Source organism: Methylobacterium sp. HMF5984, from assembly GCF_045033435.1.
Lineage (GTDB): Bacteria > Pseudomonadota > Alphaproteobacteria > Rhizobiales > Beijerinckiaceae > Methylobacterium.
Map to the genome: position 1 here is coordinate 5,152,037 of NZ_JBJFLN010000001.1, position 13,418 is coordinate 5,165,454.

General features: G+C 71.5%; 11 protein-coding genes. 9 read left to right on the top strand and 2 right to left on the bottom strand.

The window, feature by feature from the left end; genetic code table 11:
• Positions 1-103 precede the first annotated feature (103 nt).
• From ACFZ8E_RS25110 to ACFZ8E_RS25150, 9 genes are all read left to right on the top strand, one after another.
• On the top strand, positions 104-1,207 hold the full coding sequence (locus ACFZ8E_RS25110; protein WP_405044159.1) for a N4-gp56 family major capsid protein: 1,104 nt from the start codon (positions 104-106) through the stop codon (positions 1,205-1,207).
• An 89-nt stretch (positions 1,208-1,296) separates the two neighbouring features.
• A complete protein-coding gene (locus ACFZ8E_RS25115; RefSeq protein WP_405044160.1) occupies positions 1,297-1,719 on the top strand; it encodes a hypothetical protein in 423 nt (140 codons plus the stop codon).
• 108 nt (positions 1,720-1,827) lie between these two features.
• Positions 1,828-2,457 carry a hypothetical protein gene (locus ACFZ8E_RS25120; RefSeq protein WP_405044161.1) on the top strand — a complete coding sequence of 210 codons (630 nt, stop codon included), beginning with the start codon at positions 1,828-1,830 and terminating at the stop codon, positions 2,455-2,457.
• 1 nt (position 2,458) lies between these two features.
• Complete coding sequence (locus tag ACFZ8E_RS25125) at positions 2,459-3,940, top strand: hypothetical protein (protein ID WP_405044162.1); 1,482 nt, start codon at positions 2,459-2,461, stop codon at positions 3,938-3,940.
• A complete protein-coding gene (locus ACFZ8E_RS25130) occupies positions 3,937-4,242 on the top strand; it encodes a hypothetical protein (protein WP_405044163.1) in 306 nt (101 codons plus the stop codon). The genes ACFZ8E_RS25125 and ACFZ8E_RS25130 overlap by 4 nt, the downstream gene beginning before the upstream one ends.
• Complete coding sequence (locus ACFZ8E_RS25135; protein ID WP_405044164.1) at positions 4,242-4,655, top strand: hypothetical protein; 414 nt, start codon at positions 4,242-4,244, stop codon at positions 4,653-4,655. The genes ACFZ8E_RS25130 and ACFZ8E_RS25135 overlap by 1 nt, the downstream gene beginning before the upstream one ends.
• Entirely contained in the window at positions 4,652-5,965 is a 1,314-nt protein-coding gene (locus tag ACFZ8E_RS25140; protein WP_405044165.1) for a hypothetical protein, read from the top strand. The genes ACFZ8E_RS25135 and ACFZ8E_RS25140 overlap by 4 nt, the downstream gene beginning before the upstream one ends.
• 10 nt (positions 5,966-5,975) lie before the next feature.
• Positions 5,976-9,647 (top strand): LPD23 domain-containing protein, encoded by a 3,672-nt coding sequence (locus ACFZ8E_RS25145; RefSeq protein WP_405044166.1) that lies wholly within the window; start codon positions 5,976-5,978, stop codon positions 9,645-9,647.
• Positions 9,644-12,940: a hypothetical protein gene (locus tag ACFZ8E_RS25150; RefSeq protein ID WP_405044167.1), complete on the top strand. Its 3,297-nt coding sequence runs from the start codon at positions 9,644-9,646 to the stop codon at positions 12,938-12,940. Before ACFZ8E_RS25145 ends, ACFZ8E_RS25150 begins: the two co-directional genes overlap by 4 nt.
• Here ACFZ8E_RS25150 and ACFZ8E_RS25155 read toward each other — a convergent pair.
• Together ACFZ8E_RS25155 and ACFZ8E_RS25160 are read right to left on the bottom strand one after the other, a co-directional pair.
• Positions 12,923-13,147 (bottom strand): hypothetical protein, encoded by a 225-nt coding sequence (locus tag ACFZ8E_RS25155; RefSeq protein ID WP_405044168.1) that lies wholly within the window; start codon positions 13,145-13,147, stop codon positions 12,923-12,925. The genes ACFZ8E_RS25150 and ACFZ8E_RS25155 overlap by 18 nt on opposite strands.
• Entirely contained in the window at positions 13,147-13,386 is a 240-nt protein-coding gene (locus ACFZ8E_RS25160; protein WP_405044169.1) for a hypothetical protein, read from the bottom strand. The genes ACFZ8E_RS25155 and ACFZ8E_RS25160 overlap by 1 nt, the downstream gene beginning before the upstream one ends.
• Between the last annotated feature and the right edge of the window lie 32 nt (positions 13,387-13,418).

Below are 13,418 nucleotides of genomic sequence, written 5' to 3' on the forward strand. Positions count from 1 at the left end.
CCGTCCCCAACGGTCATCCGGGGCCCGGCCTTCGTCCGCTCGCGGCGTTACGCGCAGCACGAACCCCTTCCCGCATTCCCTGATCTCCGAAGGACCCCCTCCGATGGGTACCACCACCTATGGCCTGAACGACGCGCTCGCCGCCAAGCTCTGGTCGATGAAGCTCTCCACCGAGGCCACCAAGGCGCTCGACATCGGCCCGCTGTTCGGCGAGTCGGCCAAGTCCGTGATCCAGGTCAAGACCGAGACCCAGAAGGGCACCGGCGACAAGGTCACCTTCGGCCTGCGCATGCAGCTGAGCGGCAACGGCTTCACCTCGTCCGACCGCGCCGAGGGCAACGGCGAGCAGCTGACCACGAACTCCGACGCGATCACCATCGACGAGCTCGGCAACGTCGTCGGCATCCGCTCGAAGAACACCATCGATTCCCAGCGCGTGCCCTTCAACCTGCGCGACGAGGCCAAGGACGGCCTGGTCGACTGGTTCCAGCTCCGCACCTCGGTGACCTTCTTCAACCACGTCTGCGGCTACACCCCCGCGAACTTCGTCCAGGTCGACGGCTCGGGCGGCGCCAAGTTCACCGGCAACAACGTGGTCACCGCCGCGACCCGCGTCATCCGTCCGAACGCCCGCGCCAACGACGGCGCGCTGGTGGCCGGCGACATCCTCACCCTCGACCAGATCGACGCCGCGGTGGAGATCGCCAAGACCGGCGGCAACGCCGGCGGCGTGAAGATGCGCCCGATCACCATCGACGGCATGGACGAGTGCTGGGTCATGTACCTGCATCCGACGCAGGTGACCCAGCTGCGCCGCAACACCGCCGCGGGCCAGTGGTTCGACATCCAGAAGGCCGCGCTCCAGGGTGGCGAGATCACCAAGAACGCGATCTTCAACGGCTCGGTCGGCATGTACAACAAGGTCATCCTGCGCGAGTCGCAGCAGGTGACCTACGGCGTCGCCGCCGACGGCAAGACCATCATCCCGACCGTGCGCCGCGCGGTCCTGATGGGCGCGCAGGCCGCGACCGCCGCCTTCGGCAAGTCGGGCGGCCCGACGAAGTACCGCTGGAACGAAGAGCTGTACGACCACAAGCGCGAGCTCGAGGTCTCGGCCTGGGCGATCTGGGGCCTGAAGAAGACGACCTTCAACGGCGCCGACTTCGCCGCGATCGTCATCCCGACCTACGCCGTCAACGCCGGCTGATCCGCGCCGACCCGTGATCCCTGACGCGCGGGCCGGCTCCGGCCGCCTGCGCGTCGTCCGCCGTTTCCAGACCTGAGAGGGGCCCGAACATGGCCACCAACGTCACCCCGACCAAGCCGCCCGTCCGCTCGACCTTCCACGGGCAGGTCGGCGAAATCCGCTCGCGCGTCACCTTTTCCGACATCGGCCTCGTGGCCGGCCTGCCGATGAAGAACGCCTTCCCGATGGGCGCGATCATCACCCGCACCACGATCATCGTCAGCCAGGCCTTCAACGCCGGCACGACCAACCCGCTCGTCGTCGGCTCGACGCCGGGCGGCAACGACCTCGTCGCAGCGGCCGACGCCAACGCTGGCACCGTCGGCGTGAAGCGCCCCGACACCGCGACCGCCCTCGGCCAGCTGCCGGCCGACACCGTGCCGTACGTGTCCTACGCCCCGACCGGCTCGGTGCCGACGGCCGGCGTCGCCGACATCGTCTTCGAGTACGTCGCGCCGCGCCCGGTCGCCTGATGAGCATCATGGCGTGGGCGCTCTGCGCCGCCCGCGTCGCCGACCTCGAGCCGACGGCGGAGCGAAGCGCCCCGCCGTCGCCCCCTCCCGATCCGGAGACGCGCCCCGATGACGGCATCGACGCTCGGCGACCTGGTCGCGGAGATCATGGACGATCTCGACAGGCCCGACCTCGAGCCGCAGATCCGGCGCGGAATCGCGGCCGCCGTCCGGCACTTCCAGCCTGAGCGGTTCGCGTTCAACGAACGGATCCTGACCTTCCAGACAATCCCGGGCGCCGACGTGTACGGGCAGGGCGACACGCCGGCGATCCCTGGCCTCTACGCGATCGGCTCGGTGGTGCTGGTCGACGGCGATCAGGTGTCTGACCTCTCCCGCGTCGCTGAGACTTGGATCGAGTGTGCCGACCAGCCGGCGAGCCAAGCCCAGCCCTGCTGCTACTCCTACTTCGACAGCTCGCTCCGGCTCTGGCCGGTGCCGTGCGACGCATGGACGATCCGGCTGTCAGCACACGTGAAGCTCGACATCCCGACCGACGATGCATCGCCGAGCCCGTGGTTCGACGAGGCCCGCGACATGATCTCGGCCCGGGCGAAGTGGCACCTCGCGCTGCACGTCCTGAAGGATGCCAGCCTCGCCGCCGCGATGCAGGTCGCGTTCACCGACGCGTTCGGCACGCTGCGCGCGCGGGCCAACGGGATCGCCTCGACCGGGCAGATCCAGGCCTGGAACCTCTGACATGGCGGTGGTGAAGCTCGCACCGTTCGCGCCTGACATCGCCTCGGTCGACGCCTCGGTGTCGAGCGTCGCCACCAACGTCCTGCCGCGCGCCGACGGCTATGGGCCGTGCCTATCACCGGCTCCGATCTCCCTCCCCCTGCCGGCAGACTGCCGCGGCGCCATCGAGGTGAACTCGCCCGGCTTCGGCTTCCCCGTCTACTTTGCCGGCACCGGCACCAAGCTCTACAAGTTCAACCTCGGCACCTCGGGCTGGGACGACGTGTCGAAGCCCGGCGCGACCTACTCCGTACCGCCGGGCGACTACTGGTCGTTCGCGGTCTACGGCACCCGCCTCGTCGCCGTTGCGCTCGGCGCCCGGCCGCAGGCGATCGACATCGACATCGGCAAGGCGTTCGCGGATCTCGGCGGCACGCCCCCCCGCGCGCGCCATTGCGGCGTCGTCGGCGAGTTCCTGGTGCTGGCCGGCCTCGCCTCCGATCCGAACGCCGTCCAGTGGTCGGACCTCGGCAACATCGATTCCTGGCCGCTCGGGCTCGCCAACGGCCACGAAGGCGACATCCAGCTGTTCCCCGACGGCGGGGCGGTCACGGGGTTCGCCGGCGGCGAGTTCGGCATCGTGTTCCAGGAGCGCACGATCCGCCGCATGGTGTTCGTGCCGAACTCGACCGAGGTGTTCGACTTCTCGATCCTCGAGGAGAACCGCGGCTCGGTCGCGCCCTGGTCGCTCACCAAGGTCGGGCCGCGGGTGTTCTTCCTCGACCGCGACGGGTTCTACGTCTTCACCGGCGGCGCCTCGTCGACGATCGGCGCCGAGCGCGTGAACCGGTTCTTCTTCGATCGGGTCGATCCGAACGCCGTCGCGAGCACCGTGGTGATCCGCGACGCGACCGGGCCGCGCGTGCTGTTCGCCTATCGCTCCAAGACGGCCTCCGCCTCCGATCCCACGCTGCTCGACCAGGTCCTGCTCTACGACTGGCTGCTCGACCGCTGGACCTACATCGATCTCGCGGTACGGTTCGGCCTCGTCGCCGCGACGCCGGCGACCTCGATCGACAACATCCCGGGCTCGCTCGACGACGCCGGCCAGAAGCCGCTCGACGACCCCTCCTATGCCGGTGGCGCGCCCGCGCTCGGCCTGGTGACGCTCGACAACCGCCTTGCGCTGCTCAACGGGCCGGCGCTCGAGGCTCACGTCGAGACGCCGGACGCGATGCTCTCTCGGCCCAACCGCGCCTTCGTCCGGGGCCTACGGCTCGACAGCGATGCCGACGACTGGCGCGCGCAGGTCGGGACCCGCGAGACCACCCGCCAAGCCGATGTCGTCCGCTACCGCCCGGAGACGGCACCGAACTTCGAGCGGTTCGCGCCCTGCCGCGCCTCGGGCCGGTACCACCGCGCGCGCATCCGCATCCCGGCCGGGACCGCTTGGTCCTACGCCTCCGGCGTCGAGCCGGACGTGACCGTCGAGGGTTCGCGATGATCGTCCCGGGTAAGTCCGAACGCGATCTGGCGAAGTTCGCGCAGGCGCTGGGCGACCTCGCGCAGGGCGGCTCGAACGCGCTCGGCTCGTCCGTCGTGACCCTGGCCCCGGGCGCCGTCGAGACGGTGGTCACCGATTCCCGCTGCACCGAGGGCGCGCTGGTGGCGCCGATCCCGACGTCGGCCGCCGCCGCGGCGGCCACGATCTGGCTGAAGGCGACCGCGCGCGGCTCGTTCACCTGGGGGCACGACGCCTCGGCCGCAGCCGACCGCACCTTCCGATACGAAATCCGGCGGCCCTGATGCACCTGCAGCCGATCGCCCGCACCGACCTCGCGCGAGCCTGGGCGGTGGCGGAGCCGTGGCTGGCGCAGGCCTGCGCGCGGCCCGGCTGCGACCTCACCGTCTCGGACCTGCACGCAGCGCTAGAGCGCGACGAGGCCGCCCTGATCCTGATCGTCGACGGCGAGCGGCCGGTCGCCGCTGGCGTGACGCAGGTCCGCGACCTCGCCGACGGCGGTCGGTCCTGCTGCGTCCTCGCGGTCGGCGGCTCCGGGGCGCGCGCTTGGCGCGAAACCCTTCGACAGATCGAGGCGGGCGCGGCCCGCAACGGCTGCGCGCGCGTCGAGTTCGTCGGCCGCGTCGGCTGGGCCGCGCTTCTGCCGGACTACGTCGTCGACGCCTACTACGTGAAGCACTTGGAGCAGGCGCGATGAGCGGCGGGACGAAGACCCAGACCACCACGCAGAACACGCAGTCCGATCCGTGGGCGCCGGCACAGCCTGCGCTCCAGCAGATCCTCAGCGGCGCCACCACGGCGCTGAACTCCGGCGTAGGCTCGCAGGTCTACACCGGGCAGCGCGTCGCCGGGCTCGGCTCCGACACGGTCGACGGCCTCGACGCCATGAAGACGGGCGCGGCGGCCGGTACCAGCACCGCGGCGGCCGGCAACAGCTATCTCGGGAGCCTGCTCGGATCGGGTGGTTCGACGGCCGCGACGCAGGCGGCCACGGCCGGGATTGCCGGCGTCAACACCAACGTCGACACGTCCGGCGTCTCGTCGGCCGCAGCGCGCCTCGCCGACCCGAACAGCATCGCCCGGACCACGGGCGCCGCGCTGGCCGGCGGCAACTACGCGACCGACGCCTCGCCGCTCTCCGGGCTCGCCAGCAACCTCGCCACCGGCGGGACGCAGACCGAGCGCTCGCTTCAGGACGTCGCCGACGGGAAGTACCTGTCGGGCGGCAACCCGTACCTGCAGGCGATGATCGACAAGGCGACCACCAGCGCCGCCTCGACCGTCGGACAGAAGTTCGCGGCCTCGGGGCGGTATGGCTCCGGCCGGTTTGCCGGCGCCACGGCGGAGGCGGCCCAGAACGCCGACCTCGGCCTGCGCTACCAGGATTACTCGACCGAGCGCGACCGGCAGGCCGCCGCCGCCGGCGCGATCGACAGCGCCGAGAACGCGCGCGCCAGCACCGCGACGGGTGTCTACCAGGGCCTCGCCGGCATCAACCAGGGCAACGCGGGGCTCGCTGCGACCGGCGCCGGCCTCTCGCTCTCCGCCGATCAGGCCGGGCTCACCGGCGCCTCGACGCTCGCCTCGCTTCAGGGCTCGAACGCCGACCGCACGCTCGGCCAGCAGGGCGCGCTCCTCTCGGCCGCGCAGGGCGACCGCGCCGCGGGCCTCGCCGCGATCGGCGCCGAGGGCGCGAACCAGGCTGCTCTCACCGCGCCCGGGCAGACGATGGCGCAGGTCGGCGCGATCCAGGACGCGGCCCGGCAGGATCAGCTCACGTCGGACCAGACCGTGTTCGACGAGCAGCAGGCCGCGCCGTGGAAACAGCTTGGGCTCGCCTCGAGCGTCGTCGATCCGATCGCGGGCATGGGCGGCACGACGAGCGGAACCACGGTCCAGAAGATCCCGCAGGCGAGCTTCTTCCAGCAGCTGATGGGCGGGCTGATCGGCGCCGGTGGTGCTGCCGCCAACTCGGCCTCCGCGCTCGGCAAGGCCGGCCTGATTTGAGGGCGGTCCCGTGGCATCCTCTCCCGCCCCCTTCGGCTTCCTGCCGCCCGGCGCGCTTTCGGGCCTGCGCCGGTCGGTGATCGATCCCGAGACCGGCAACCCCGTCGTCACGTCGGTGCCGACCGGAGAGGTGGTCCAGCGATCGGCGGTCCTGCCGATCGGGCGGGACGACGACGGGCGGCTGACGCCGGCGGTGCCGGGGCTGATCGCCGACGCCCCGCAGAGCATCGCGTCAGCTCTCACGCTGCCCCGCGATGCCTGGCGCGGCGACGTCCAGACCCAGCCCACGAGGATGAGCGCGGACGAGGGGCGGCGGGTCGCCGACCTCGCCGGCACCGCCATGACGGGTTCGCTGCCGTTCGGGGTGCCGAAGGGCGCGCTGCGGATGTTCGGCGGTTGGAACGCCGAGACGGCCGACCATGCCGCCCTGTCGAAAGCACACAGCCTCGCGGGGGCCGGCGCTGATCGGCAGACCATCTGGGATCAGACCGGATGGTTTCAGGGGGCGGACAAGCACTGGCGGTTCGAAATTCCCGACGACCTTTCGACAGTCGGCACGCCAAAGAATGCGCCGCCCGGCTATGGTCAGTTGCACCACGACGACCTCGCGGATGCATATCCCGGACTGTGGAACCGGACCCAGCAGAGCATCCGCGAGGCCCCGGTCGCGAGCGGGGGCTACGAGGCGCAAGACGGCGTGATCCACGCGCAGGGGCCGACGGTCAGGGATCAGCACGGCATCGCCCTGCATGAGCTGCAGCACGCGATCCAAGGGCAAGAGGGCTTCGCACGAGGCGCCAACCCGAAAAGCTTCACCGCGACGGATTGGGAGGCGGCCGGCGCTCCTGCGAGTGCCGGGCAGACCTTCGCCGACGCGCACCGCAATTGGGCGTGGGATCAGTACCACCGCACGGCCGGAGAGGTCGAAGCCCGCAACGTGCAGACCCGCATGAACATGACGCCCGAGCAGCGCAGTGCCCGGCCGCCGTGGCTTACCCAAGACGTCGCCGACGCGGACCAGATCGTGCGGATGGGTGGCGATGGTCCCCAGATGTCCCTAGGTGCCCGTAGCAAAGACGACCCGTTCGCGGCGCTTGAGGCAGGGCTGGCCGCCGGCATGAAGGATGCCGAGCCGATCGCCCGGCCGATCGCCCGCGTCGACCCGACGGCGAAGTCGTGGGACCTGTTCCACGGCACCGCGGCGCCGGAGGATTTCGCGCGCTTCGACCCGCACCTCGCGGCATCCTCGCGTCCGCACACGCCCGAGGGCGAGACCGGCGCCGTGTTCCTGTCGCCGGCCGCAGGGGAGGCCAACCATTACGCCTCGGCGCGCTCGTCGTCCGGCCCGGATACAGCCGGTCCCCGCGTGATCCGCACGACCGTCGATCCGGGCAAGACCGACGTCTTCGACCTCCCGGCCCTGTTCGAGAACGACCCGACCTTCGTCGCACGGGCGCGAGACGCGTTCATCCAGGACGCGAAGAGCAACGGCGCTGACCCCGACGTGGTCGCACGCGCCGGCTCGGTTTTCGACGAGCGCCATGCCCGGATGCTCGACGAGTTCCAGGGCGCCCGCGATCTGAACGCGCAGCTCGCCGAACTCGGCTACCCGGCGACCGAGGTCCCGCAGGTGCAATGGGGCTACGGCGCGACCTCGGCGGCGATCCAGCGCGCTCGCGAACAGGGTCTCGACACCGCGGTCCTGCGCGGCCTGAGCGAGAGCAACGGCGGCGACCAGGTCGTCGCCTTGACGCCGGGCCGGGTCCGCTCGTTCTACGCGCCCGACCAGCTCCTCTACTCCGGCGGCCCGTCGGGGGCCGGCGTCGGCGCCGCCGCGCTCGCCGCCCGCTCCGACGCGCAGGCCGCCCCCTCCCAAGGAACCCCGCCTATGTCCGCTGGCCCCGCCCCGTTCGGCTTCAGCCTGTCGCCCGAGGACATCGCGCGGCTGATGCGCCAGCAGGGTGCCGACCCGCGCGCCGACATGCCGGCCGAGGATGCGGCCCCGGTCTCGTTTCTGACGCAGCACGGCCCCGACGGGTTCGTGATCCCGCCGGCCGTCCGCGTGACGGCGCCGGCCGGTGATCCGTCCGCGCTGCGCCCGGGCGAGCAGGCGGCCGCCGCTGCCAGCGCGCCGGCCCCGTCGCTGGAGAATGCGCCGGCTCGGCTGGCGCCCGCCCCGCAAAGCCTCACCGGCCTGCCGCCGTCGTTCAGCTTCCCCGATCCTGTCGCGCCGCGCTCCGCACCTGCGCCGGCCTCGCGCGTCGCCGCCCGCGCGCCCGCTCCCGAAGCGGACGACGCGCCGGTGCCGATGATGGTGCCGCTGCCGCCGCAGCGCCCACTCGGCCTCGGCGTGCCGTCGCAGGCGGACATGCCCGCCGTCGGCGCCGTCCCCGCGCAGGGTCAGGCATCCACCGGCGCGCCGGCGGTACCTGAGAAGGAAGGTCCCGGTATCGGCACGATCCTCGGCCGCCTCGGCGACGCCGGGGTCGGCGATCAGATGATGGCCTTCGGGTCTGGCCTGATGAGCAAGCACGGCTTCGGCGCCGGAGCGGCGGCCGGCTTCGACAATATGCAGAAGGCCGGGAAGGACCGGGCCGTCACGGATCTCGCGAAAGCCGACCTCGCCCTGAAGCAGCGCAAGATCGCGCAGGAGACGGCCGCGCTCGGCGGCAACGCGGCGATCATCAAGCGCGCCTTCCCGAACCTGTCCGACGCCGAGGCGATCGCGGCCGGCTCGAACGGCGGCCAGGTCACCGAGGCGCTCAAGATCCTGCGCGACCCCAACCACGGGCGCGAGAACGATCCTGCCATCGTAAAGGCTCGCGCGCAGGCGCAGGCCGAGGGTACGGCGGCGGGATCGAAGGACGATGTGCAGATCGTGACGCGCCCCGACGGCTCGATCGCTGCGGTGAACAAAAGCCAGATCGGCGAGCCGAACGCCGCTGCGGTCACCACCGTCGCCCCGGCGACCGGCGGCACGCGGATCTGGGGCGCACCGGGCCCGGATGGGCAGGTCGTCCAGGCGCCGCCGAACACGCCTGCCGGCACGCCGGGCTACTACGACGAGAAGGGCGCGCCGCACGTTTCCCTGACGCAGGGCACGAACCAGTTGCCGCAGAAGGCGAACGCCGAGCTCGACGGCGCCGCAGTGAAGGCGATCACCGAGAGCCGGGCGAAGGCCGAGGGCGCCGTCGGCACCATCGCGGCGATCAACCGGCAGAAGGAAGCGCTCGACAACGGGATCGTCTCGGGCGCGGGCGCGGACTGGCGCACCAAGGCCCGGGCGATCACGGCGCAGATCCTCGGCATCCCGGACAGCTACGTGACGCAGTCGCAGCTCTTCGATCAGGCCGCGACCCAGAAGAGCGCCGAGCTCGCCAAGGCGATCTCGCAGTCCGGCCACACCACCAACATGGACCTGCAGCTCGGCAAGACGATCTCGTCGGGCGACCGCTCCAGCGTCGAGGCGGCGCTGCGGGCCGGCATCGAGGCGCAGGAGATCCTCGCGAAGAAGACGATCGAGCACCACAACGCCAGCGTCGACCGGTTCGCGACGCCGGAAACGGCCCAGCGTGCGGGCTTCTTCAAGGTCGAGCAGCCCGAGATCTACCAGTACAAGCCGGCGGCCCCTGACCGGTCCGCCGTCGAGACCGAACTGCGTCGCCGGGGGATGATGCGTTGAGCGACCTGTCGAAACTCTCCGACGAAGAGCTGATGCGGCTCTACCACGCGACGCCGGAGCCGAAGCAGGCGCCCGGCGCGGCGCCGACGGCCGATCTGTCCAAGATGTCGGACGCCGACCTGATGAAGCTGCACGCCAGCTTCACGGACGCGCCCTCCTCCGGCGTGGCCGGCGACGGCGCGGCTGCTGTCGGGCGCGGGATCATCGACGGCGTTCCGGTGGTCGGCCCGTACCTGACGGCGGGCGTGAACAAGGCCGTCGCCGGCGTGCGCGCGCTCCAGCACGACACGAAGTACAGCGACGAGCTGCGCAACGTCGAGAATTTCGGACGCGCCACGGCGGCGGAGCACCCGATCGCCGACATGGCGGGCCAGCTGGCGGGCGGTGTCGTCGGCACGCTGCCGCTAGTCGCCGCGGCGCCTGCCGCGTTCGGGGCGGGCGCCGGCGGGCTGGCAGCTCGCACGGGCGCCTCGCTTCTTAGCGGGGGCGTACTGGGCGGTGCCGATGCGGCCGTCCGGAACGATGGCGACCTGGCTGCGACCAAGGATGGCGCCCTGATTGGCGCGGGCCTTGGCGCGGCCGGTCCCATCGCTGGGCGCCTCGTCGGCAAGGCTGTCACCGCGATGCGGGGCGGTGATCCCGGGATGCACCTCCTGAGGGAGGCGACGCATGGGATATCCGAATCAGAACTCGCCTCGGCGCAGGCGATCCGCGATACCTCGCACGCTCTTCCCGGCGGCGGCGTCGAAATCCCTCTCGACGAGGCCCTGAACCGCGCCACCGACGGCCGCGCCGGGCGCGTTTCGCAGCTCGCCCGCGTCGCGGCGAACTCCGGTGGCGAGGGCGGCCGGATCGCGTCCGAGGTCTATGCCGGCCGGCCCGCGTCGATCGACAACGTGTCCCGCGCCCTGTTCGACCAGATCGCGCCGGAGAACGTCGCGCCGTCGGCCGTCGGGCTCGACGTCCAGTCCGCGGCGCGCGCCGGCGTTCGGCAGACCCCCGAGGGCGTGGCCTTGGACCAGGCCCGCGCCGCGGTCGGGCCACGCGTCACGCCGGACCAGGCCGGCCGCACGATCCAGCCGGAGATGCGCAACGTCGCCGACGCGCGCGAGGCCGTCCGGTCGCTGCAGGCCGACCGCGACTATGCCGCCGCGCGCGCCGCGCCGGAGAATGCCGGCATCGAGCGCACCATCACGGTCGAGCGCCCCGGCGAGCCGATCGTGACCCAGCCGGCCTACAGCCGGCCGCAGTTCGAAGCGGATGCCCCGCGCCCGGCCGACCCGGCGCCGCTTCGTGGGGCGCCGACCGAAGCCGATGCGCAGGGCGAAAGCCTCGCTCGCTTCATCGCGCGCAACGGCGGCCTCGACCTCACGAGCGACCTCAAGAGCCAGGACTTCCACCGCTTCAACATCCCCGGCGCTGGCACGGTGGCGCGCGAGGGCGGCAAGCCGCTCGACGCGTTCTGGCGCGTGAAGCTGATGGAGGCCGGGTATCTGCGCCCCGACGCCGACGGCGGCATGGCGCGCGACATCCGCGGCGAGCTGATGCGCAAGCTCACGAACGAGCGCCGCGGCGTGCCGTCGTATCCGATCGGGCAAGAGCGGGCGCCGCTCGGCGAGCGGCTCAAGGCTGGGCAGATCGCCGACGACTTCAGCCACGCGCGCGATCTCGCCGAGAGCCGCCTGAACGAGGACCTGACGCGCGTCGGTGTCGATCCGGCGAGCGTGCATCCCGACATCCGCGACCGCGTGCTCGGCACGCTGATGCGCGACGGCGGTGCCGATCCGGTGGAGGCCTACGAGGCGGTCATCGGCAAGATGAAGGGGCCGCTCGAGCCCTACGTGAAGACGCCCACGATCACCGAGGAGATCCCGGATGTCCGGTTCGGGCAGGTTAACCCGATGCCGGCGCTCGATGCGGTCGCCGGGCAGGCCCGCACTGCCAAGGGCGACGTGCGGGGGGCGCTCGGCAACGTCCGACGCGACCTGATCGGCGCGGACGGTCAGCCCGACATGAGCGTCGAGGGCCTGCTGCACGCCCGCGAGCGCAACGACTTCGCGATCCGGCAGGCGCAGGAGGTCGGCGACAATACCAAGGTCCGCGACCTCACGATCCCCCGGCAGGCCCTCGACCGGCAGCTGAAGGCCGTTCCAGAAGTCGCGACCGCCGACGCGAACTTCGCTGCCAACAGCCGTCCCCTGGAACCCTTCACCGGCAACACGCCGCTCGGGCGCGTGGTCCAGCGCGATCCGACCACCGGCCGGATGGCCACGCCGACCGAGCAGGTACCGACCCACCTGCGGGGTGCCTCGGCTGCACGCGAGTTCCTGGCGAATGCAACCCCAGCCGCGCGCCAGGCCTACGAGGGCCACGTCGCAACCCGCATCCTGGACGCGGCGACCGACCGGCGCGGCACCATCAATCCGGACGCCCTGAACCAGGCGCTGCGCGAGCACGTCGACGTGCTGACGGAGATGCCGGACGTCTACCACCGCCTCGATGACGTGGTGCGCGCCCGCGACGGGCTCGCCCGCGTCGAGAAGAGCCCGCTCGGTCAGCTCGCCCAGACCGACGACGTCCGCCGCGCCGTCAACGTGCTATTCCCGCAGGTGCCACAGGGCGCGAACCACCATGAGATCGCCGCTGCGATGACGGCGGTGGCGCGCAACAACCCGGCGGCCGCCCGCGACCTGACGCGGATCTACCTCGAGACGCTGTTCAACGAATCGACCCAGCAGGTGAAGGGCATCGCGGCGCAGTACGGTGGCGCGGGCTTCGCCTCGGCGGTGCGGGGCAACCCACAGCAGCGCCATAACCTAGAAGCGGTCCTGCGCGTCCTGCCCGACGGCGAGATGCGCGCGGCTGCGGTCGACCGACTGCTGACGACCCTCGAGGCGACCGGCTACCGGCCGCAGAAGGGCTCGGACACCGCGTTCAATCAGGCGATTCAGAAGCAGCTCGCCAGCGGCAACACCCCCGTCGGGCAGGCGATCACCAGTGCTGCGTCCGGTGCGGCGGCGGGCGCTTCCGTCGGCGGCTTCAGCGGGGCGCTCGGCGGCGGCGTGGTCGGCCTGAAGCACGGCATCAGCGATGCGATGACCCACGCCCGGATGATGGGGAACGGCGAAGCGGTGGCGCGCCTGATCTACGATCCGAAGGCGCTGCCGGACCTGCGCGCGCTCTCGAAGTCGCCGCCCGGCTCGAAGAACGCCGAGCTGTTCACGGCGCGGCTGCTACGGCTTGCGAACGATGGCCAGCGGCCGGTGGTGAACCAGTCAGCGGCGGCGCGGTAGAAGGGGGCGCATCCGGCCGACTTCGTCGCGGGGCCAGTAGCCGACTACGGCCGCAATGACGAATATCGCCACGATGAAGGCAATCGAGCCGCCCTCACCGACGGATTCGGTCAGCCAACGATTGAACCCCGGCACGACAAGCTTCAGCACCCAGCCGACTGCCAGCATGATGGCGGTGAACAGGGCGAAGGCAACGACGCGGTGCATCACAGCACCTTAGTGCAGATGGCTCGGAGATTACCATTCGCATCACCTCCGTTCGGGATGGTGCACGTCTGCATGCTGCCAGTCAGCCGGTCGATGAGATAGAAGCTGTCCCATCCCATCGAGTTCTTCGAGAAGTTGACCGCTTCCCAGCGGTTGGACAGCGCGCCCACTGTGGCCGCGATGATGACCGCGGCGGTGAACAGGACGAGCGTGACGGGGACGGAGAGCCAGCGGGGCATGCTGGACATCCTACACGCCGATCTTCGATTGG